Raw genomic sequence first — 20,074 nt, forward strand, 5'->3', positions numbered from 1 at the left:
CTATTGTCCACGCAAGCGTTGTGAGCTCAGTCTATCGCTATTTTTTTTACGCAAGGTCTATCCTTGAATGGAACGATACCTTTTTTTAGTAAAGAACTGATTTGGACTTACCAGTTTTAAAAGAGCTACAATGTATGCAGGAAACCTACACAAAAACCGCCCTTACACCGTATACTACAGCAAAAGAAAAAACCGGTTTTCACCGGTCTCAGCCTGTTGACAAACGCTCGCATCCGTTGTTGCTCGTCTTGCTCGTCCGCTCATGAACTTTAGTTCTATTCGCGTCTTCGCTCGACTTCTCTCCTAGGCTGACAAGCGTTTTCAATCAGGCTGAAGAATTTCCTATGAATCACAAATTTCATTAAAAAGGTGTAGACAAAGAAAAAATTAACTTTGTCTACACTAGGAAACCGTTTATCACCGTTTTTTTACTTAATAGATTAAATTGACGAACTCCTCGCTTGTAATGCCGCCTAATAATGTCGGAATATCGAGCCCTTCTAACGCAGCGTTAATGGCTTCTCGGTTATATTGAACGTTTTGTAATCGCTCTTCAATTGCAGTCACTTCACCTACGCCGAAAAAGTCGCCGTAAATTTGAACAGATTGGATGGTCCCTTTTTCAACTTGCAAGCGGACATCTATGCTACCGACCGGAAAACGGTGGGAGTGTTGGACATTAGACTTCGGTGATTTTCCATAGTTCCAATCCCAATTTGCATAGCGTTCAGCCGATAACGCATGTATCTTAGTCCAATCCTCTTCCGTCAATTCAAGTTCTTTTACATTTTCTTCTCCGTTAAAGATTGACGTCAAGATTTTCTTACGGAACTGCTCAATCGTCATCTGTTCATTGATGAATTCGGAAATGTTGGCAACTCGGCTTCGGATGGATTTAATGCCTTTGGATTCAATTTTATCTTTGCGCACTTTCAAGGCAGAAACGACACGTTCAATTTCTGTATCAAACATTAATGTGCCATGTGTGAACATGCGTCCAAGTGTAGCAAACTGTGCATTTCCAGAAACTTTACGGCCTTCTACAAGAATATCATTCCGTCCAAGTAATTCTGCTTTTACACCCATTTCATTCAACGCTTTGATGACAGGCTGTGTAAACTTCTTAAAATTGCGGAACGACTCGCCGTCATCTTTCGTGATGAAGCTGTAATTCAAGTTGCCTAAGTCGTGATAGACTGCCCCGCCACCAGATAGCCTTCTCACAACATGAATACCGTTCGCATCGACATATTCTGTATTAATTTCTTCAATTGTGTTTTGATTTTTCCCGATGATGATGGACGGTTCGTTAATATAGAACAGTAAAAATGAATCTTTGTCCACGTCCATATTTTTCAGTACATACTCTTCAATCGCAAGATTTATTCTTGGATCTGTGATCCCTTTATTATCAATAAAATACACGCTAATCGCTCCCTAAATAAATGAATTCACCTCTATTTTATCTGAAAAGACCAAATAAGTGTTGACATATGATTGTCTGTTATAATACAATGACACTACCAAATTCAGTTATAGAACAAGAGGTGATGGATGAGATGGTTGAGAGTATTGTAGAATTCTTTAAAAACCTGCCCCCTAAAGCCTGTGCCACTTGTGGAAATGACATAGAAGAACAGCACGAATGTTACAGCAATACATGCGAGTCTTGTACGATGGTGTAAATTTTTTTATCGCCACTGTACTATTACAACATAAGTTCAATCAAACAGTAATAAAACAGAAATACACATCCGAAACGTTACGTAAATGCCATGTCATTGATCGCACACATTCTTTTTTTGACGCACCTGTACTATGACAAACAACCTGTTTCAATTTAGTATTAGTACAATTGATAGGAGGGAACCATCCATGTTGGAAAGCGTTATCGAGTTCTTTAAGAATTTACCGCCTAAAAACTGTGTCACTTGTGGAGAAGTCATCGAAGAACAGCATGAGTGCTATAGCAACAAGTGCGATTCCTGCAACATCGTTTAAGTCGTCTCGGAAAATAAATAACGCGTGAAGCCAAGTTCTCTAAACTTTGGTTTCACGCGTTTTCCAGGTCTTTTACTTGTCATTACTCTTCCTCTTTCAACAAATCAGGTTGATCTGTATGAATGCCATTCACGCCCATCGCTTGTAAACGTAAAGCCGCTGTTTCATCATTAACGGTATAGGCGAAAACAGCCAAGTTCTCTCCATGCATCGTATTGACAAATGCGGGCGTGAGCGCTTCGTATGTTACCCCAATTCCTTTTGCATACGTTTGGATGTCTTGCACCTCTTTTTCATCCACTTTCGCTTCTTCCCCTTCATCAAAGGAAATGAGCTGTAGGAGAGGTATATCAGGAGCAAGTTTATGTATTTGTTTTAATGCTCGCTTATTAAACGAGTGCACAATCACTTTTGGCAATCCATTCTGATCTGGACCAATTAACGCATGCTCTTCCAAGAATTCCACTAGCTTCGCTTCTATACCGATGTATTCTTTCGTATTTTTTAATTCAATAATAAAATGTACACGTTCACCAACGGCGTCGATAACTTCCTTCAACGTCGGGACTTTATATGCTTCCTCAGGTAACGTGTGATCCGCCTTTTCCCCTCCTTTCTTCTCGTCTGCAGTCAGCTGTTTCAGTTCAGCTACTGTAGCCTGTTGAATCTTTCCCTCTGATTCCGTTGTCCGTTTTACATCTTTGTCATGCATGACTACGAGCTCTCCATCTTTCGTCAACTGGATATCTAGTTCGATGTAGTCAGCATCCAAGTTCTCCGCAAGCTTAAAAGCAGGTAACGTATTTTCCGGTTCATACGTGGATGCGCCTCGATGTGCAACGACAAGAAATTCGTCTTTAGGGATCTGATTGTCCCACGTGCTACTCATTGAACAGCCACTCATGAGTACAGTTCCGATTAGTACGCTCGCTATCTTTTTCATCAATGTCATCACTTCCGTTCAAGACCGCTCTTTTCATACGCTACCTATTTCCGATTCTTCTATGCCGTAAACCTCGCCCAATACACTTACTTGAGCCCTCTCTCCTACTGCGAACATCCCTTGACTGTTTGCTCCCTTTTACGAACCCTTAATTTGTCAAAAGCATGCAGCGCGAGTCAATTAATTTCGTACCCCTTGCCGGTCCGCGGTATTTATTGATGTTTACAGCGCAACTCATAGAAACATTAATGACGCGACAGATCCTTTATTCAACGCTTGTGCATCATTAAAGGGATTTATTGATGCGGCTTCTCCTTTATTCTGCGCTTGCGCGTCATTAAACAGATTTATCGACGCGATAGATCCGTTATTCAACACCTGCCCGTCATTAAACTGATTTATCGACGCGGTAGCTCCGTTATTCTGCGCTTGCGCGTCATTAAACAGATTTATCGACGCGACAGATCCGTTTTTCAGTGCTTGCCCGTCATTAAACGGATTTATCGACGCGGCAGTTCCGTTATTCTGCGCTTGCGCGTCAATAAACGAATTTATCGACGCGACAGACCTTTTATTCTGCGCTTGCGCGTCATTAAACGGATTTATCGACGCGGCAGTTCCGTTTTTCAGTGCTTGCGCGTCATTAAACTGATTTATCGACGCGGTAGCTCCATTATACTGCGCTTGCGCGTCATTAAACAGATTTATCGACGCGGCAGGCTCGGTAATTCAAACACAGCATAACTCTTCCAAACGCTGCATATTTCCTCAAAACGCCGCATTCGCGCGCATATCGCCGCATAACTCGCCAAAACGCCGCATATTTCCCCAAAACGCCGCATATTCGCCAGCCACATCCATCTCAAAATAAAAAACCCGCACAAGGCGGGTTTTTCCACTACTATTCATCCTCAACGCTCAAACAATCCATTCAGTACATCTTCTACAGCTGCTTTTCCTTGGTCAATACAATCTGGCAAGCCGACGCCTTCATAAGAGGCGCCTGCTAATTTAACCATTGGAAAGGCTTGTTTCAATTCGGCTTTTGCCGCAGCGACACGCTGGCGATGGCCGACACGGTATTGAGGGCGGTCTTCTTTATAACGCGTGACAATCGTGAAATCGGGCTTTCCGTTGATTGTAATGATTTTTCCCAGATCCTCGAGAACAATTCGTTCGATTTCATCGTCAGGTAAGTCAACGATCGCTTCGTCGCCAATGCGGCCGACAAATGCACGAAGCAGGATTTTACCGTCAGGTGTTGTTGTTGGCCATTTTCGGTGGACCCACGTACAAGCTGTTATTGAATAATCGCTACTTCTTGAAACGAGGAAGCCTGTACCTTCCTTGTCTTGAATGACGGCATCTTTTGGAAAGGCAAGCGCGACTGTCGCTACAGACGTCGTATGGATTTCCTTCAGTCCTTGCAAAATTCCATGTGGCTCAAACAACTGGCTCGCTGCCATATGACCCGTTGTCATAATGACTGCATCCGCAACAATCGTTTCACCGTTGTTCAACCGTAACACTGATTGGTTGCCTCGTTTTTCAATCATTGAAATTCGGATGCCTTTTCTGATTGTTCCTGGTTCCAATTGCTCTTCTGCCGCCTCGACAATCGTCGATAATCCATTACGGAAAGAATGGAATGCGCCTTGTTTTGATCCGCTGTGACTATCTTTTTGCGGCACTTTTTTAGGCGTCGTCTTTTTCATTCCCAGGATTAAACTTCGGTGTTTCTTCTCAACTTCGTAAAATTGCGGATACGTCGATTCTAAACTCATTTGATCGATATCCCCTGCGTAAACGCCAGACAATAGGGGTTCAATGAGGTTGTCGACGATTTCTGCACCAAAACGGCGTCTGAAAAAATGGCCGAGTGACTGATCGCCTTCCACTCCGGAACGAGGCAACACAAAATCACCAGCAGCCCGCAATTTCCCGGTTAGCGAAAAGAGATTGGACTTTAAAAAAGGCGTAACCTCTGTCGGTATCCCCATAATTGAACCGCCCGGAATGGGTTGAAGTTCATCATCCACAAGGATATACGCCTGCCCGGTCGCATTACGAACGAGTTCATCCGCAATACCTAAATCCTTTGCAAATGTATCCATGCTTTTTTTCCGAATGAGAAAGCTATCGGGTCCGCGTTCAATGACAAATCCATCACGTCGAACGGTCTGGATTTTTCCACCTAAACGATTCGATGCTTCAATCAGTACAACCTCAATCGGCAAATCCTGTTCCCGAGCTGTTTTTTGTAAATAAAAGGCTGCCGATAATCCTGTAATTCCTCCACCTACGATGACGACTTTCTTCTTTTGTACATTCATGTCAATCATCACTTCTTCCATTAGGCTTTTTTCAATTGATCGCGCACTGCATCAGCCATTGCATCTATGAAAAGTGGATCCGTATTCGGCATTTCCGGACGATAATAGGCAGCACCTATTTCATCGCAAACGACTTTACATTCAAAATCGTTGTCGTAAAGCACTTCTAAATGATCTGAGATGAATCCAACTGGTGTATAGACGAATGCTTCGTATCCTTTTTCTTCATGAAGATCACGCGTTAAATCCTGTACGTCCGGTCCTAACCAAGGTTCACCTGTTTGTCCTTCACTTTGCCAACCAACCGCATACGTGTCAACTTCCGCTGCTTCTGCAATCAGTTTAGCCGTTTCCGCCAGTTGCTCCGGATAAGGATCTCCAAATTGCTTGATTTTCTCAGGTAGTGAGTGTGCAGAAACAACGAGACATGCTTTTTCACGTTCAGCTTCGTTCATGCTAGTAAACGTGTCACGAATTTTTTCAGACCAATATTGGATGAACTTCGGTTGCTTGTACCAGCTTTCCACGGATGTGATCGCAATGCCGTATTTGTCTGCTTCTTCCTTAGCACGTGTGTTATAAGATTTAACAGAGAATGAGGAATAGTGTGGAGCGAGGACGATGGATACCGCTTCTTTAATTCCATCGTTATGCATCGCTTCTACCGCTTCCTCAACAAACGGTGTGATATGTTTTAAGCCAATATATACGGTAAACTCAATGTCATCTTGAACTGCATTCAATCGTTCTCCGAGTGCATTTGCTTGGTTTTCTGTAATTTTTGCTAGTGGAGAAATTCCACCGATTGCTTGGTAACGGTTGCGCAAATCCTCTAATTGCTCAGGTGCTGGTGGACGACCTCTACGAATATGCGTGTAGTATGCTTCAATATCCTCTTCTTTGTATGGCGTTCCATACGCCATCACTAAAAGTCCCATTTTCTTTTTCGTCATTGCGTACACCTCGTTTTTCATAGAATTTATTTACGTAGTTGGGCACTGTATTCATGGATAAAATCTGTCAACCTTTTTAATGTTGCCGGTTGGACATCCGGGAATACACCATGTCCGAGGTTAAAGATATGGCTTCCGTGTTCAACACCTTGTTCGATAATGGTTTTCGCACGTTCTTCAATAATGTTCCAATCCGCTAACAATAAAGAAGGATCCAAGTTTCCTTGCAATGTTTTTGTTAATCCGCGTTCGCCTGCTTCTTTTACCGATAAGCGCCAGTCAAGGCCGACAACATCTACAGGGAGGTCATGCCATTCATTCGCCAAATGACTTGCCCCGACACCAAATGTAATTAACGGCACATTCAATTTACGAAGTTCAGTGAAAATACGCGTCATGACAGGCTTGATGAAGATTCTGTAATCGGAAACGTTCAATGCACCTACCCATGAATCAAACACTTGAATTGCCTTTGCTCCAGCTTTTACTTGCGCGTTAACGTAAACAATAATCATATCAGCAAGCTTGTCCATTAATGCGAACCAAGCTTCCGGTTCAGATACCATGAACGACTTTGTCAAATTATAGCTTTTGGAAGGGCCTCCTTCAATCATATAACTTGCAAGCGTGAAAGGTGCTCCTGCAAACCCAATTAAAGGAACGGTCAATTGTTCATTTAAAATTTTAATGGTATCCATAACGAAAGGAACATCATCTTCTGGAGAGAGCTCACCTAAGTTATGTACGTCTTGTACGGTACGTATCGGATTGGAGATGACCGGGCCAACACCCGCTTTTATTTTCACGTCTACTCCAATTCCTGGTAACGGCGTCACAATGTCTTTATACAAAATTGCAGCATCGACATTGTAATTATCGACTGGCAATTTTGTCACATATGCACAAAGTTCAGGTTGGTGTGTAATTTCTTCTAGTGAATATTTTTCTTTGATGGCACGGTACTCAGGTTGAGAGCGACCTGCTTGTCTCATATACCAAACAGGCGTATGCTCAATCTTTTCTCCTCTTGCAGCACGAAGCAGTGTATCGTTAAATGTGGACATACGATCGATTCCTACTTTCTTTATAATAATTATCGTTTTACCTATTCGTTTTCAAATATATCCGTTTCCACGTGTAATGTATAGTATTTGCCTTGATTTGTCACGAAATTGTGTTCATTTCCCATGCAATCTGCCATCATTTAGACATTGTTTGTTTTAATTACCTATTTGGGGGAAAATATGAGTAGTATCACTTTCATTGGAGGTTTTGAGAATGTATATGTACATGACAACTGGAACGAGAGACTTTATGGAAAAACTGCAAGAACGTCATTCGGATAAACAGATGGTACTCATGCACGGTAGTGGACAGTCGCTACTTATTCATGAAACCGAATCAAAATCTGTGTTTCAAACACCGAGACGGTATGAAGTCATAAGTTCTACGGGTTCTATTACCGATAAAGGCTATTTTGTATGCAATAATATCCCTGTGACAGATGAAGGACGACCTGTTTTTGAACACCGCTTTTCATCCCAAGGAGAGCAACTTGAAACCCAACAAGGGTTTATTGCTTACAGACTTCTACGTCCACTTGAATCGGATACGTACGTTGTTATGACTGAATGGGAAGAGGCTTCTGACTATGATCGTTGGAAAAGCTCTCCTTCTTTCAAGTTTTCCCATCCATCTCCGGATGAATTCGCTGATAATACAACGCATATTTTTTCTAGCGCATCGTATGTCTCAACATACATTGCAAAACCTGAAGAAACAGATTGATCAATAGTTCAGACTACATTGCGACCCTTCTCATGTATTGTTATAATAATCAATGCATATAAATAACGTTTTGAGAGGGGTAATTGAATGAATGAGCAACTATTTGAGAAACTGGACCTTGCGTACGAAGATATGGTCGTCATCAGAAGACATCTTCATATGCATCCCGAACTATCTTTTAAAGAAGTAAAGACCGCACAATATATCCATGATTTCTATGCAAATCTTGGTATCGAGGTCCAATCAGGCGTTGGCGGCAATGGCGTTGTAGCGCGGGTCAAAGGCGCACGCCCAGGCAAGACAGTCGCATTACGCGCAGACTTTGATGCGTTGCCGATTCAGGATGAAAAAGACGTCCCTTACAAATCGACTGTTCCAGGCGTCATGCATGCTTGTGGTCATGACGGTCATACTGCTGCTTTGTTGCAATTGGCGAAAGTCATTTTCGACCTTCGAGAAGATTTGGCAGGAGAATACGTTTTCATCCACCAACACGCTGAGGAATTTGCACCTGGTGGGGCCATCTCAATGATTGAAGACGGTTGCCTCGATGGCGTAGACGTCATTTTTGGAACGCACTTATGGTCACTAACCCCTTATTCATCAATTGAATACCGTACAGGCCCTATCATGGCCGCTGCTGATCGATTTGAAATTACAATCCAAGGCGCTGGCGGACACGGTGCTGCACCTCACCAGACGAAAGATGCAGTCGTCATTGGTGCACAGCTTGTCATGAACTTACAGCAACTAGTCTCACGTCGTGTCGATCCGATTGAATCCGCAGTTCTGTCCATTGGCTCATTCATGGCAGATAATGCTTTTAATGTCATTGCAGACTCCGCAAAACTCGGTGGGACCGTACGAACATTTAGCCCGGAAATCCGCGACTTGATGGAACAAGAAATGCGCCGTGTCGTTGAAGGGACTGCCCTCACAAATGATTGCACAATTACTTTCAACTATTTCCGAGGCTACCCTGCTGTTGTGAACCATCAAAAGGAAACTGAATTCCTTCAGCAAGTCGCTGAAACTGTTCCTGACATTAGCGCAATCGTAGAAAGTAAACCTCAAATGGGTGGAGAAGATTTTGCGTACTACTTAGAAAAAGTGCCAGGCACATTTTTCTTTACGGGTGCTCAACCTGTGGATGCAGCTCCTTTCCCTCACCATCATCCAAAGTTTGATTTTGAAGAACGAGCGATGCTAATTGCAGCCAAAACATTAGGTGCTGCAGCGCTGGATTATCAGAAAACTGAGTGAAAAATAAATATTTTATTAAAAGAAGGAATTTTCTTGTTACCCAAGAAAATTCCTTCTTTTTTTATCAACAGAAATCCCTTTCAAGGGTATATTCGTACTAGTTCTAGAAGACTTAATAATTGCATAATAATCCCTAATTAATATGTTATTTAACCTATTTTTTAATTAAAATAATTCTCTGATTTTGTTAATATTTCGAATTATTCATGAAAAAGGGTTGCATTTAATTTTACGTACTCTATAATACTATTTAGGGTACTGTTTACGATAAAAGGAGGAAATGGAAAATGAACGAATCGAAAACAAATTATGTCATATCTTTTGACACATTAGTATTGAATCCTAAAACTTATGGGAAAAGGATTTATACGTCGGTAATTGAACAGAACGATAGGTTTACGATTGCTAAGAAACCTTTACATATCGTTACGCGTTCATGTAAATTTTACGGTGGAAGTTTCGATAACGCTATGCAATCTTCAGCAAAATTACTAGATAGACGGCACAAACTACCTTTGCTAATAGCGAATTCTTATGGCATGCCCTTTATCTTCATCCCAACAATGTCCGCAAAATCAGATTACAACACGTGGATTGCCTATCATGCAATTGATACTTTCCTACCCGACGGTTTGCAAACAATCGTAAAATTGAAGAACGGTATCGATATAAAAATCGGTGTGACAGTCGCTACAATGTATCGTCAGTTCTCGTTAGCGCGATTGGTTGAAATTAACTTCATCAACAAACAGAAAGAATTGAATCGCACGTCCAACCTCTTATCCTCTCAAGAACCTGAACACACATTGACTCAAAGAGAGCATGTCGATTCTGTCGTGTTAGAAGAACATTTAGATGAACTCTATGCATCTACAAAAAAAATCAGTGACGATCATTCGTCCGCGGATGGTTCAACCCCTTCATGAAATAAAGATGAAGTAGCTCTTCCGTCCGATTTCGAAGTCTAACATTTAAGTAACGACGATGATCTTCATAACCACCATTTAAAAAAATATATTCCGTAAACATGTTATCCCTACTTTTTTGGAGCACTTTCATGTTATTACGTTTTAAAAAGATTTTTGTCTCTTGTAACTCCTCTTGGACTTGTGACAATACCGTATCAATCATTGTAAGATAAGGTCCCTTCAGTTTAAAGGGACCTTTTTCAATACCTACACGGTCACGTTCCAACACAATTACAAGCAACGGCAAGTAAATCATATTTTCAAAGTGCGGCAATGCCTTTGCAGGAATTAAAGGCATACCCATTCCTCCTCTCACAATAACAAGAACATTTGTTCTTATAATACCACATACAGTCTTAAAATCAATATGGAGCGAGAAGGGAATTTTATACATAGGAATAAACTGCACGATTTTTACAACGACGGATTCAACAAAAAAGCGATTCCCCGTCTAGTTGACAAGAAATCACTCATTTATCGTTACGTACTTATCATTTTGCTTCGCCGCTAGGCTGGTCTTCCATGTAATAAACAGACGTCACTTTCCAGTTGCCGTCTTCTTTCGTGAAAACGGTCACTTGTCTGCCGGTACGGTTCGTTTCAAGGCCCGAAGACTTCTGTTTTAATGTCGTATCCAAATTGGAGAACACTTGGGCTTCCCCTTTATCCGCGTCATATTTTACAATTGTCACGTCTTTTGCATCACGACTGATCTCGTATTCACTAAAGACCCCTTCAATGTAAGTGCGCTCTTCATCAATGGAAAAGCTTTGCGGATTTTTTGAGAGTGTACGCATATATTCATCTACGTCTTGCGCGTTAAATGCATGAATATACGTGTCAAACGCTTCCACTAACGCGGTTTTCTCTTCCTTAGGGACATTGGCAGCTTCTTCGATTTCGCCGCCTGATAGGTTGAACCCTACTTTGTTTTCATCAACACCGTGATCAATAGAGCCGAATTCATTGGACGTTTCCCCATCATTTACAGAGCCTTGATTGGCATTATCCTCTTCATTCTTCGAACAAGCACTTAGTACAAGCACAAATACAAGCATCAAATAAACGACTGTCTTTTTCATCCTTTTGCCTCCTCAAACTTCGAAAGGGACCTTCTTAAAATAGAAGGTCCCTTCAAACTGTATCATCCGTCTTCCACTTGCGCTAGTGAGATGCTTCCAAGCGGGATCAAGATGAAGGTACATCTAATTACCCGTAATGGGGGGGAGCAATTACTTTACTTCCACCCAGCCATTTTTAATCGCCGTAACAACGGCTTGTGTACGGTCATTGACACCCATCTTTTGAAGAATACTCGACACATGGTTTTTAACCGTTTTTTCAGAAATAAAGAGTGTTTCACCAATCGTACGGTTACTTTGACCATCCGTCAACAATTGGAGGACTTCACATTCGCGCTTCGTCAACAAATGGAGTGGGCGACGAATATCATTTTGTTGGAAAGAACCTTTGTGCTCCCGCTCGCTTAAACGACGGAATTCTGCTACTAAATTATGTGTAACTTTCGGATGTAGATACGATCCACCAGCAGCTACCACTTTAATGGCTTGTACAATTGCATCGGCATCCATTTCTTTTAACATGTAACCAAGTGCACCTGATTTAAGTGCATGCGATACATATGATTCATCGTCATGGATTGATAAGATGATGACTTTTGCGTCCGGGAATTCATTTTTCAAATTCTCCGTTGCTTCCACACCATTCATGCCTGGCATGTTAATGTCCATCAAGACGACATCAGGATTGAAACGACGATAAAGCTCAGCTACTTCAGAGCCGTCGTCCCCTTCACCTACTACGTCAAATGAGTCTTCAAAATCTAGGATTCGCTTTACACCTTCACGGAATAATTGATGGTCATCTACAATCAAAATTTTTGTCATTTTCATTCCCTCCCAATACCCTATTCAACAATACTATTTTCTTGTAACGGAATACGGAATAGCACCGTTGTACCGTTGCCGATAGCTGACATGATCTTCATTTCACCTTTCAGCAACTCGATTCGTTCACGCATTCCTATAATGCCAAATGATTTCTCTTTAGTTTGATTTATATCGAATCCTTTTCCGTTGTCTTTCACGACAATATTCATTGTATCACGGAGCCATTCTACTTTCACCCAAACATCCCTGGAGTTTCCATGTTTTAGTGCATTCGAGATGGATTCTTGGACAAGTCTGAAAATCGCTACCTCAATTGTTGAGTCAAAACGTATTTCCGTCCCATTATTCATGAAATGGATTGTTACACCTTCTTCATATTCCATAACGGTCGTAACATACTTTCTCAGAGTAGGGATTAAACCTAAATCGTCGAGCGCCATTGGACGTAGGTCGTAAATAATACGACGTACTTCAAGTAGCGCATTTCGAACCATCACTTTTAATTGACTCAGCTCAGACAATGCTTCATTCGGGCCTCTTTCTGCAAACGTCTTTTCGATAAGTCCTGAGCGCAACAAGACATTTGCTAACATTTGAGCGGGCCCATCATGGATATCACGAGAGAGGCGTTTTCTTTCTTCCTCCTGGGCGTGAATGATTTGTATGGCGAATTCTTGTTTTTGGCGAGCTGTTTCGAGTGCTTCTCCAACTTTTTTCAAATCAGATGTCAAATAAGAGATGACGGTTGTCACTTGATTGACAAGCTGATCTGCTTTTTCAATCGTATCCAAAAGAGCGACAATGCGACGATCTAATTCATCTCTTCGTACGCGTAATTGCTTCTCTTCCATTCGATTGATCGATAATCTTACAAGTAGATCATTTGCAGTTTCGTAGGCTTTACGTACTTCTTCCTCGGAATAGTTCATAAAATTCTTGGAGACATCTGCAAGCCTTCTTCTGGAATGGCGCGTCATGTCTTCCAAATAATCCCCTTCATCTATTACCCGGGAAATCTCTTCTTTAATGATCGCTACTTCGTTTTGCATCTCCTGGAGAGCTTGTCGGCTTTGCTCGCTGATTGTAAATATGTCGTTTTTAGATTGATCCATCACATTGACCATGTTGTCGAAAATACTCTCAAGTTTTTGGATGTCTATTGTCTTCTCAGCCAATTCAACCTCTCCCGTCCGGAAATCAAAACACGTACAACAGTTGCAATGTTGCAGTATTCATTAATTCCTTATACACTTTGTTATTATATCATTATAAAACTAATTGCGTATTACGATTGTATTACAAGTGATAGGGGTGCTGCAAATGCGAGCAGATTATAAAACTGTCAAACTTTACGGCGAAAGTGAACTCGTCATTCAGAAATCGAGATTTCTAACATATGTTAAACGTGTTGAAACCGAAGAAGAAGCGCTCGATTTCATCCAGGATATTAAAAAGATGCATCATACAGCCACACACAACTGTTCAGCGTATTTGATTGGAGAGCATGATCAGATCCAAAAAGCAAATGATGATGGTGAGCCTTCCGGAACCGCTGGCTTTCCTATGCTAGAAGTACTAAAAAAGCAAGGTTTAAAAGATACCGCTGTCGTTGTCACCCGTTATTTCGGGGGCATCAAACTAGGTGGTGGCGGGTTAATCCGTGCGTATGGACGCGCGACGACTGAGGGAATTGCTGCAACAGGCGTCGTTGAACGGAAGCTCCATGAACTGATGAAAGTGTCCATTGATTATACGTTGCTTGGTAAACTTGAAAATGAAGTACGTCAGTCCACATACCCGCTTGAACAGATCCTCTATGAAGAAGACGTTCATTTACTGCTATATGTTCCAGTTTCTGAAACGGATACGTTTTCCGAGTGGATTACAGAATTAACAAGTGCTAAAGCTGAAATCTCCAAAATATCGACAGCGTTTTTAGAGTTCGATTGTTGATAATAGTATACGGATGCGCCATTTAATAGTATAATGTTGAAAGTTGACGATTGATTGCAAAAAATAGTGACAACAAGAGTTTTTTGACATAAAGCTAGTAGATGGATCGATTATATCAGCTTCACACCTTACCGAGCTGATACAGGGGGCTTAAACCTGAATGAAAAGAAAAGAATATAGAAACATGAAAAAGAAGACATCTAAGAAAAGACTGGCCATTAAAATTGGGCTCTCCGTTTCCTTCGCGACTTTGTTACTCGTTTCAGCTTATGCGCTTTCTTTGCATCAGAAGGCTGAAAAAGCGGTGGACCGCGCTTACGAGCCAGTTCCGAGTACACAAAAGTCGGATCTTCGTGGCGAGGCGAAAGTGGAACCTGCCAAAGACAATGTCTCAGTCCTGCTCATCGGTGTAGATGACAGCGAAGCAAGGATGCAAGGCGAAGGAAATAGCCGTTCGGACGCCCTTCTTGTCGCTACGTTTAATCCCGAAGAGAAATCCGTTAAGTTATTAAGCATTCCGCGTGATTCGTATGTGTACATCCCGAAGGTCGGTTATAAAGATAAAATTACCCATGCTCACGCTTATGGCGGCACACATGCTTCAATTGAAGCGGTGGAAGAAATGCTCGACATTCCGGTTGATTATTATGTGAAAATGAATTTTAATGCATTCATTGAAGTCGTGGATGCGCTTGGCGGCATCGAAGTAGAAGTTCCATATGATCGATTGGAAAAAGATGAAAATGATAAAAACGCTATCCAATTGAAAAAAGGCTTGCACGTGTTAGATGGACGTCATGCCCTTGCACTGGCAAGAACGCGTAAATTGGACAGTGATATCGAACGAGGCAAACGTCAACAAATGATTCTTCAATCAATTATTAAAGAAATGGTGTCTGTTAAATCGATTTCCAAATATGGTGATGTCATTGACGCAGTTGGGGATAATATGAAAACCGACATGACTTTCAAAGAGATGACCTCGTTTTGGGAGTATGCAAAAGATGGGATGCCACAAATTGATACAATTAATTTGCAAGGATATGATGATTGGTCTACCGGTGTTTATTATTACAAACTGAAAGATAGCGACCTAGAAAATGTCAGTCAGTTATTGCAGTCCCATTTAGGACTCATCCCTGATTCTTCATCATTAACCGATTCGAATTCAAACGGATTACATTCAGCGGACGAAACGGCTGATGGTAGTGACGACTTCTCAGATTGAAGAGCCTTACAAATGGAAACAGGTAGAGAGAAACGATTAATGTCGATTTCCCTCTACCTGTTTTCTATTGGAAAACACATAGAGAGACGAGTAAAGTCCCCCCTCCTTCAACATGAAAAAAGGTGACATGCACAATTTGTGCACATCACCTTTTTTCATTTCCCTATCATTCGTACAAGATTCAATAATGGTCGATAATTCGTTCCTGCTAGACCAATTACCTCCACAAAAAGTTCAATTGCAAGTAACATGACTGCAATTAACACAATTGCTCCCCAAACAGTCGCTTGCGAGAAGAGCACTGCTGCCACACCGAATAAAATTGCTAAACCGTAAATGATTAACACAGTTTGGCGGTGTGAAAACCCTGCTCGCAATAAACAATGATGCAAATGGGATTTGTCAGGTGCAGTAATCGGTTGTTTCATTCGTACGCGTCTTACAATCGCAAAGAATGTATCAGAAATCGGTACACCTAACATAATAATCGGGATGACGAGTGATACGACTGCGATATTTTTGAACCCTAAAAGTGCAAGAACTGCGATCATATAGCCGAGAAATAGCGCTCCGGTATCTCCCATGAAGATTTTCGCAGGATGAAAATTGTAAAATAGAAAACCGAGAGAGCTTGCTGCCAATATTGCAGCTGTTGCGACAACAAACACATTGCCCATGATGACAGCCATCACCGTTATGGAAATCAGTGCAATTGTAGAAACACCGGCCGCCAAGCCATCTAAACCATCAATTAGGTTAATGGCATTCGTGATGCCGATAATCCAAATAATTGTGATTGGTATACTTAAATAACCAAAGTCGAACTGGCCATAAAATGGTAAGTTAATATAGTCAATTTGAAGGCCGCCCCATGTAATGACGATGATCGCAGCAATGAGCTGTCCGAACATCTTCGCTTTAGCGGTGATTTCCAGCATATCATCCAAAAAACCTGTAATGATAATGATGAACGCGCCAACGAGAATTCCCGTAGCGTTTACAAGATCATCTTCGGGACGTAATAATAAATAGCCGATAAAGAATGCGCCAAATATAGCAACTCCACCGATTCGCGGCATGACAGAAGCATGCACTTTACGATAATTAGGATGATCGACTGCCCCAATCCGAAATGCGAATTTAATGACGAGCGGAGTGAGTATGATGGCAGCTACGAAAGCTACGGCCATTGCAAGGAATAACATGTCCTTCCTCCCCGTAAATCAATAATTTAATTAGCCACAAGTATTATAGCACGTTTGCTGTTGGAAAGCACCCAAGTTAGCAACTTGAAACTACTATACCCTCTTTTTCTGCAAACTATCCTAAATCTACTATTGTTCTTTTACCGCTCACGGTAGTCTTTTTATAAGTACTTTGATAAAATAGAACCATATCCTTAGGTGAAGGATCAATTAAAGGAGCGTCAATACATGTTATCATTTTTTAAACGTTCAACCCAAACGAGCGAAAGACAACTACGAAAATACCGGAAAGTTGTCGAACACATAAATAGTTTAGAAGCAAAATACGAAACGTTGTCAGATGAAGAACTTGCACATATGACAGAAGTTTTCAAGACGCAAATTCATGATGGAGATACAATTCAAACGATACTCCCTGAAGCATTTGCCGTCGTTCGCGAAGCATCCAAGAGAGTACTGGGGATGCGTCATTTTGACGTCCAACTCATTGGCGGGATGGTACTGTCAGAAGGAAATATTGCAGAAATGCCGACAGGGGAAGGAAAAACACTTGTTGCATCCCTCCCCTCTTATTTGCGTGCCCTTGAAGGGAAAGGTGTCCATGTCATCACTGTAAATGACTATCTTGCAAAACGCGATTATGAACAAATCGGTCAAATTCATCGTTTCCTTGGTTTGACAGTCGGCCTGAATGTACCGATGATGCAAGGCCGTGAAAAACAAGATGCGTACATGGCAGACATTACGTACGGAGTTGGAACGGAATTTGGTTTTGATTACCTTCGGGATAACATGGTCCAATACCCTTCTCAAAAAGTACAGCGACCGTACCACTTCGCAATCATTGATGAAGTGGATAGTGTGTTAATTGACGAAGCGAAGACGCCATTGATTGTTGCAGGGAAAATGCAAGCGGATGCAGATTTGCATTTCATTGCAGCAAGACTTGCCAAAAGATTTAAAAAAGGTGTCCACTTCGACTTTGACGACGAGACAAAAGCGACATCCCTTACTGATGAAGGGATTGAACAAGTTGAAAAGGCGTTTGGGATCGACAATCTGTATGAACTCGAACACCAGACACTTTATCATTATATGATTCAAGCTGTCCGCGCTTTTGTCATTTTTGAAAGAGATGTGGATTATATCGTCAAAGACGACAAAGTGGAGCTCGTGGATATGTTCACGGGAAGGATTATGGAAGGCCGTACACTATCCGACGGCTTGCACCAGGCAATCGAAGCAAAAGAAGGGCTTCCAATTACAGAGGAAAATAAAGCCCAAGCTCAAATTACCATTCAAAACTATTTTAGAATGTATCCACATCTAAGTGGTATGACCGGAACTGCAAAAACACAGGAAAAAGAATTTCGTGAAGTGTACAACATGGAAGTCATTCAAATTCCGACAAACCGACCACGAGCACGTGTCGATTCACCTGATAAAGTCTTTGTCACAACCGATCAAAAGTACATTGCTGTTGCAAAAGAAGTTGCGAAACGTCATAAGACAGGACAACCTGTCCTTGTCGGGACCACTTCCATTTTACAATCTGAGAAAGTCGCCGAGTATTTGGATAAAGAAAACCTTCGTTACCACTTGTTAAATGCAAAAAGCGTCGAACAAGAAGTCGACCTCATATCCCAAGCGGGGCAATATGGTCATATTACGGTCGCTACAAACATGGCTGGACGTGGAACTGACATTATGCTTGGTGAAGGGGTAGAAGAAAATGGTGGCCTCTTTGTCTTAGGAACTGAAAAACATGAAAGCCGCCGCATTGATAATCAATTGCGTGGACGTTCCGGTCGTCAAGGTGATAAAGGGGAGAGCCAATTCTTCATTTCACTCGAAGATGATATGTTCAAACGTTTTGCAAAAGATGACCTTGAAAAGTTCAATAAGAAAGTAAAAGCGGACGAAGATGGTCTTGTTCAAAATACTGAAGTAAATGAGCTAACAGAACGCACTCAACGAATCGTAGAAGGCGCGCATTTCTCCATGCGTGAATACAACTTGAAATTGGACGATGTTATTAACGATCAACGTGGTGTCGTCTATTCATTGCGAGATAAAGTGCTAGAACGTGAAAATCTCTTTGAACAATTAAAGACAATGGTGACGGAAGCGGTTGAGTTTGTCGTCTATGATAGCTGTCCTGAACACGAAACGCCTGACCAATACGATTTTGATCGAATTGAACGCACGATGAATGGACTTCTATTAGAGCCAATAACACTTCCACGAAATTTGGAAAAGCCATCTGAAATTGTTAAAGTTTACGATGAAGCGCTGCAAACCCTTTTTGACTATCTGGACAGATTTGTCGACAATGAGGAAGTTAAAGAAATCATCCCTCAAGTGATGCTGAGCCATATCGACTCCATGTGGGTGAAACACCTGGAAGTGATGGCGCGTCTAAAGGAAGGAATCGGCTTACGTTCTTATGGACAAGAAGATCCGATGCGTATTTACCAACGAGAAGGCCTGCAGTTATTTGGCAAACATTATCAACAATTACGCCGAAACATTGCTTCTGAAATTATTGGTTTCATGAAGTTGATTTCACAACAACAGGAGGGACAAGATTAATGAAACTCTTTTCATTATTTACAAAAACCGAAAAAAAAGGCTCCGATAGTACAATTGGTTCCGAAGAAATTTTAGAAGGCAATGCCCCATCTGCGAGCACAGATGATATTGAGACGACGCTGTCCCTTCACCCTCAATGGACAATTTCTCAAGAACAGGAATACGTCTTCAGATTTCTAGCGAATGAATTGGAACCTTTGAAGCCTGATCAAATTTCTTTATCCGGTATCGATATAGACGTAGATGAATCGAACGGTAATTGGCTCGTTAAAGCTTTTTTCCGCTCTTCTCTCAGTCAATCCATTACACTTGGCGAAGTCGAGTTGTTATTGCTAGACCGTGAAGGGAATATGCTTGCGTCCCAACAGTTCAACTTAGAGGAATTGGGAGATATCCCAGCAACGAGTGCACGTCCTTGGGTATTCGTCTTTACGAAAGACAATCTTTTTGCGGAAACCCCACCAGCTGAAGGTTGGAAACTTGCGTTTAACGTCCAATCGATGGTTCCACACAAACTAGAATTAGAGCCGGCTTGGGAAGAAGGGCTTTCAGCAGATCAGAAAGCAGCGCTTGAAAAAGCAGTTGAAAGTATGCCGAAATTAAAACCACGTGAAGTGAACATCGCCGGATTTCAAGTGAAACAACAGGAAGACGGCAGTATCGCCACTTCTGTATTCATTCGTAACGGCCACTCAAAACAAATCAACATTGAAAATCTACCATTAGAATTAATTGATGCTACAGGTGATCTAATTGCACGTGGATCATTCAAACTCGATTCATTCGATGTGAAGGCCAATACATCAAAACCGTGGACGTTTATTTATCCGAAAGAAATGGTACAAAAAGAGGACCCTGACTTCTCCCGTTGGTCCATTCGTGTGCCACAATAAAGAGGTACCTTAACTAAAGTTTAAAAGCATAATGGAATTTCCGC

At 41.7% G+C, this 20,074-nt stretch carries 20 protein-coding genes; 10 read left to right on the forward strand and 10 right to left on the reverse strand.

Features of this window, described 5'->3' with window-relative positions:
• Positions 1–432: 432 nt before the first annotated feature.
• Positions 433–1,425, reverse strand: coding sequence for a lipoate--protein ligase (gene lplA / locus ACVHUV_RS17580; RefSeq protein ID WP_462085479.1), 993 nt, complete (start codon positions 1,423–1,425; stop codon positions 433–435).
• A 134-nt stretch (positions 1,426–1,559) separates the two neighbouring features.
• On the opposite strand from lplA, the gene yhfH (ACVHUV_RS17585) reads away from it, so the two are divergent.
• Positions 1,560–1,685 carry a protein YhfH gene (gene yhfH, locus ACVHUV_RS17585; protein WP_317942614.1) on the forward strand — a complete coding sequence of 42 codons (126 nt, stop codon included), beginning with the start codon at positions 1,560–1,562 and terminating at the stop codon, positions 1,683–1,685.
• Between the two features lie 190 nt (positions 1,686–1,875).
• Entirely contained in the window at positions 1,876–2,001 is a 126-nt protein-coding gene (gene yhfH / locus ACVHUV_RS17590) for a protein YhfH (RefSeq protein WP_317942458.1), read from the forward strand.
• 82 nt (positions 2,002–2,083) lie between these two features.
• Here yhfH (ACVHUV_RS17590) and ACVHUV_RS17595 read toward each other — a convergent pair whose 3' ends face one another.
• Positions 2,084–2,944 (reverse strand): glycerophosphodiester phosphodiesterase, encoded by an 861-nt coding sequence (locus ACVHUV_RS17595; protein WP_462086939.1) that lies wholly within the window; start codon positions 2,942–2,944, stop codon positions 2,084–2,086.
• A gap of 327 nt (positions 2,945–3,271) precedes the next feature.
• Here ACVHUV_RS17595 and ACVHUV_RS17600 point away from each other — a divergent pair, with 327 nt between their 5' ends.
• The gene (locus ACVHUV_RS17600) at positions 3,272–3,688 is read left to right on the forward strand and encodes a hypothetical protein (protein WP_462085480.1); all 417 of its coding nucleotides are present in this window, start codon (positions 3,272–3,274) and stop codon (positions 3,686–3,688) included.
• A 167-nt stretch (positions 3,689–3,855) separates the two neighbouring features.
• Here the strand turns inward: ACVHUV_RS17600 and hemY are convergent, their stop codons facing one another.
• From hemY to hemE, 3 genes are read right to left on the reverse strand one after another with little or no spacing between them, the layout of a single operon-like run.
• On the reverse strand, positions 3,856–5,277 hold the full coding sequence (gene hemY / locus ACVHUV_RS17605) for a protoporphyrinogen oxidase (protein ID WP_462086940.1): 1,422 nt from the start codon (positions 5,275–5,277) through the stop codon (positions 3,856–3,858).
• Between the two features lie 20 nt (positions 5,278–5,297).
• Positions 5,298–6,230: a ferrochelatase gene (gene hemH, locus ACVHUV_RS17610; protein WP_371389127.1), complete on the reverse strand. Its 933-nt coding sequence runs from the start codon at positions 6,228–6,230 to the stop codon at positions 5,298–5,300.
• A gap of 26 nt (positions 6,231–6,256) precedes the next feature.
• Positions 6,257–7,294, reverse strand: coding sequence for a uroporphyrinogen decarboxylase (gene hemE, locus ACVHUV_RS17615; protein WP_462085481.1), 1,038 nt, complete (start codon positions 7,292–7,294; stop codon positions 6,257–6,259).
• A 214-nt stretch (positions 7,295–7,508) separates the two neighbouring features.
• Here hemE and ACVHUV_RS17620 point away from each other — a divergent pair, with 214 nt between their 5' ends.
• The 3 genes from ACVHUV_RS17620 (at position 7,509) to ACVHUV_RS17630 (ending at position 10,207) form a co-directional block, all read left to right on the forward strand.
• The gene (locus tag ACVHUV_RS17620) at positions 7,509–8,018 is read left to right on the forward strand and encodes an antibiotic biosynthesis monooxygenase family protein (protein ID WP_462085482.1); all 510 of its coding nucleotides are present in this window, start codon (positions 7,509–7,511) and stop codon (positions 8,016–8,018) included.
• An 87-nt stretch (positions 8,019–8,105) separates the two neighbouring features.
• The gene (locus tag ACVHUV_RS17625) at positions 8,106–9,281 is read left to right on the forward strand and encodes a M20 metallopeptidase family protein (protein WP_371389124.1); all 1,176 of its coding nucleotides are present in this window, start codon (positions 8,106–8,108) and stop codon (positions 9,279–9,281) included.
• Positions 9,282–9,568: 287 nt separating this feature from the next.
• On the forward strand, positions 9,569–10,207 hold the full coding sequence (locus ACVHUV_RS17630; protein ID WP_371389123.1) for a competence protein ComK: 639 nt from the start codon (positions 9,569–9,571) through the stop codon (positions 10,205–10,207).
• Here the strand turns inward: ACVHUV_RS17630 and ACVHUV_RS17635 are convergent.
• The 4 genes from ACVHUV_RS17635 to ACVHUV_RS17650 form a co-directional block, all read right to left on the reverse strand.
• Entirely contained in the window at positions 10,164–10,547 is a 384-nt protein-coding gene (locus ACVHUV_RS17635) for a YhjD family protein (RefSeq protein ID WP_371389122.1), read from the reverse strand. The genes ACVHUV_RS17630 and ACVHUV_RS17635 overlap by 44 nt on opposite strands.
• A 193-nt stretch (positions 10,548–10,740) precedes the next feature.
• A complete protein-coding gene (locus ACVHUV_RS17640) occupies positions 10,741–11,331 on the reverse strand; it encodes a Cif family virulence factor (RefSeq protein ID WP_371389121.1) in 591 nt (196 codons plus the stop codon).
• 150 nt (positions 11,332–11,481) lie between these two features.
• Complete coding sequence (locus tag ACVHUV_RS17645) at positions 11,482–12,156, reverse strand: response regulator (protein ID WP_371389120.1); 675 nt, start codon at positions 12,154–12,156, stop codon at positions 11,482–11,484.
• A gap of 20 nt (positions 12,157–12,176) precedes the next feature.
• Positions 12,177–13,334 (reverse strand): sensor histidine kinase, encoded by a 1,158-nt coding sequence (locus ACVHUV_RS17650; RefSeq protein ID WP_371389119.1) that lies wholly within the window; start codon positions 13,332–13,334, stop codon positions 12,177–12,179.
• Positions 13,335–13,479: 145 nt separating this feature from the next.
• Here ACVHUV_RS17650 and ACVHUV_RS17655 point away from each other — a divergent pair, with 145 nt between their 5' ends.
• Positions 13,480–14,112 carry a YigZ family protein gene (locus ACVHUV_RS17655; RefSeq protein ID WP_462085483.1) on the forward strand — a complete coding sequence of 211 codons (633 nt, stop codon included), beginning with the start codon at positions 13,480–13,482 and terminating at the stop codon, positions 14,110–14,112.
• Between the two features lie 160 nt (positions 14,113–14,272).
• A complete protein-coding gene (locus ACVHUV_RS17660) occupies positions 14,273–15,340 on the forward strand; it encodes an LCP family protein (protein WP_317942445.1) in 1,068 nt (355 codons plus the stop codon).
• A gap of 155 nt (positions 15,341–15,495) precedes the next feature.
• Here ACVHUV_RS17660 and ACVHUV_RS17665 read toward each other — a convergent pair whose 3' ends face one another.
• Positions 15,496–16,545 carry a glycosyltransferase family 4 protein gene (locus ACVHUV_RS17665; protein ID WP_317942444.1) on the reverse strand — a complete coding sequence of 350 codons (1,050 nt, stop codon included), beginning with the start codon at positions 16,543–16,545 and terminating at the stop codon, positions 15,496–15,498.
• 228 nt (positions 16,546–16,773) lie between these two features.
• On the opposite strand from ACVHUV_RS17665, the gene secA2 reads away from it, so the two are divergent.
• Both secA2 and ACVHUV_RS17675 read left to right on the forward strand, forming a co-directional pair.
• Positions 16,774–19,137 (forward strand): accessory Sec system translocase SecA2, encoded by a 2,364-nt coding sequence (secA2, locus tag ACVHUV_RS17670; protein WP_462085484.1) that lies wholly within the window; start codon positions 16,774–16,776, stop codon positions 19,135–19,137.
• A complete protein-coding gene (locus ACVHUV_RS17675; RefSeq protein ID WP_462085485.1) occupies positions 19,137–20,030 on the forward strand; it encodes an accessory Sec system S-layer assembly protein in 894 nt (297 codons plus the stop codon). Before secA2 ends, ACVHUV_RS17675 begins: the two co-directional genes overlap by 1 nt.
• Positions 20,031–20,074 lie beyond the last annotated feature (44 nt).

Source organism: Sporosarcina saromensis (assembly GCF_054901285.1).

Excerpts from the sequence above, each read along its gene's own strand:
- yhfH (WP_317942614.1), top strand. The coding sequence starts at position 1,560 with ATGGTTGAGAGTATTGTAGAATTCTTTAAAAACCTGCCCCCTAAAGCC.
- yhfH (WP_317942458.1), top strand. The coding sequence starts at position 1,876 with ATGTTGGAAAGCGTTATCGAGTTCTTTAAGAATTTACCGCCTAAAAAC.
- ACVHUV_RS17595 (WP_462086939.1), bottom strand. The coding sequence starts at position 2,944 with ATGAAAAAGATAGCGAGCGTACTAATCGGAACTGTACTCATGAGTGGC.
- hemY (WP_462086940.1), bottom strand. The coding sequence starts at position 5,277 with ATGAATGTACAAAAGAAGAAAGTCGTCATCGTAGGTGGAGGAATTACA.
- hemH (WP_371389127.1), bottom strand. The coding sequence starts at position 6,230 with ATGACGAAAAAGAAAATGGGACTTTTAGTGATGGCGTATGGAACGCCA.
- hemE (WP_462085481.1), bottom strand. The coding sequence starts at position 7,294 with ATGTCCACATTTAACGATACACTGCTTCGTGCTGCAAGAGGAGAAAAG.
- ACVHUV_RS17620 (WP_462085482.1), top strand. The coding sequence starts at position 7,509 with ATGTATATGTACATGACAACTGGAACGAGAGACTTTATGGAAAAACTG.
- ACVHUV_RS17625 (WP_371389124.1), top strand. The coding sequence starts at position 8,106 with ATGAATGAGCAACTATTTGAGAAACTGGACCTTGCGTACGAAGATATG.
- ACVHUV_RS17630 (WP_371389123.1), top strand. The coding sequence starts at position 9,569 with ATGAACGAATCGAAAACAAATTATGTCATATCTTTTGACACATTAGTA.
- ACVHUV_RS17635 (WP_371389122.1), bottom strand. The coding sequence starts at position 10,547 with ATGCCTTTAATTCCTGCAAAGGCATTGCCGCACTTTGAAAATATGATT.
- ACVHUV_RS17640 (WP_371389121.1), bottom strand. The coding sequence starts at position 11,331 with ATGAAAAAGACAGTCGTTTATTTGATGCTTGTATTTGTGCTTGTACTA.
- ACVHUV_RS17645 (WP_371389120.1), bottom strand. The coding sequence starts at position 12,156 with ATGACAAAAATTTTGATTGTAGATGACCATCAATTATTCCGTGAAGGT.
- ACVHUV_RS17655 (WP_462085483.1), top strand. The coding sequence starts at position 13,480 with ATGCGAGCAGATTATAAAACTGTCAAACTTTACGGCGAAAGTGAACTC.
- ACVHUV_RS17660 (WP_317942445.1), top strand. The coding sequence starts at position 14,273 with ATGAAAAGAAAAGAATATAGAAACATGAAAAAGAAGACATCTAAGAAA.
- ACVHUV_RS17665 (WP_317942444.1), bottom strand. The coding sequence starts at position 16,545 with ATGTTATTCCTTGCAATGGCCGTAGCTTTCGTAGCTGCCATCATACTC.
- secA2 (WP_462085484.1), top strand. The coding sequence starts at position 16,774 with ATGTTATCATTTTTTAAACGTTCAACCCAAACGAGCGAAAGACAACTA.
- ACVHUV_RS17675 (WP_462085485.1), top strand. The coding sequence starts at position 19,137 with ATGAAACTCTTTTCATTATTTACAAAAACCGAAAAAAAAGGCTCCGAT.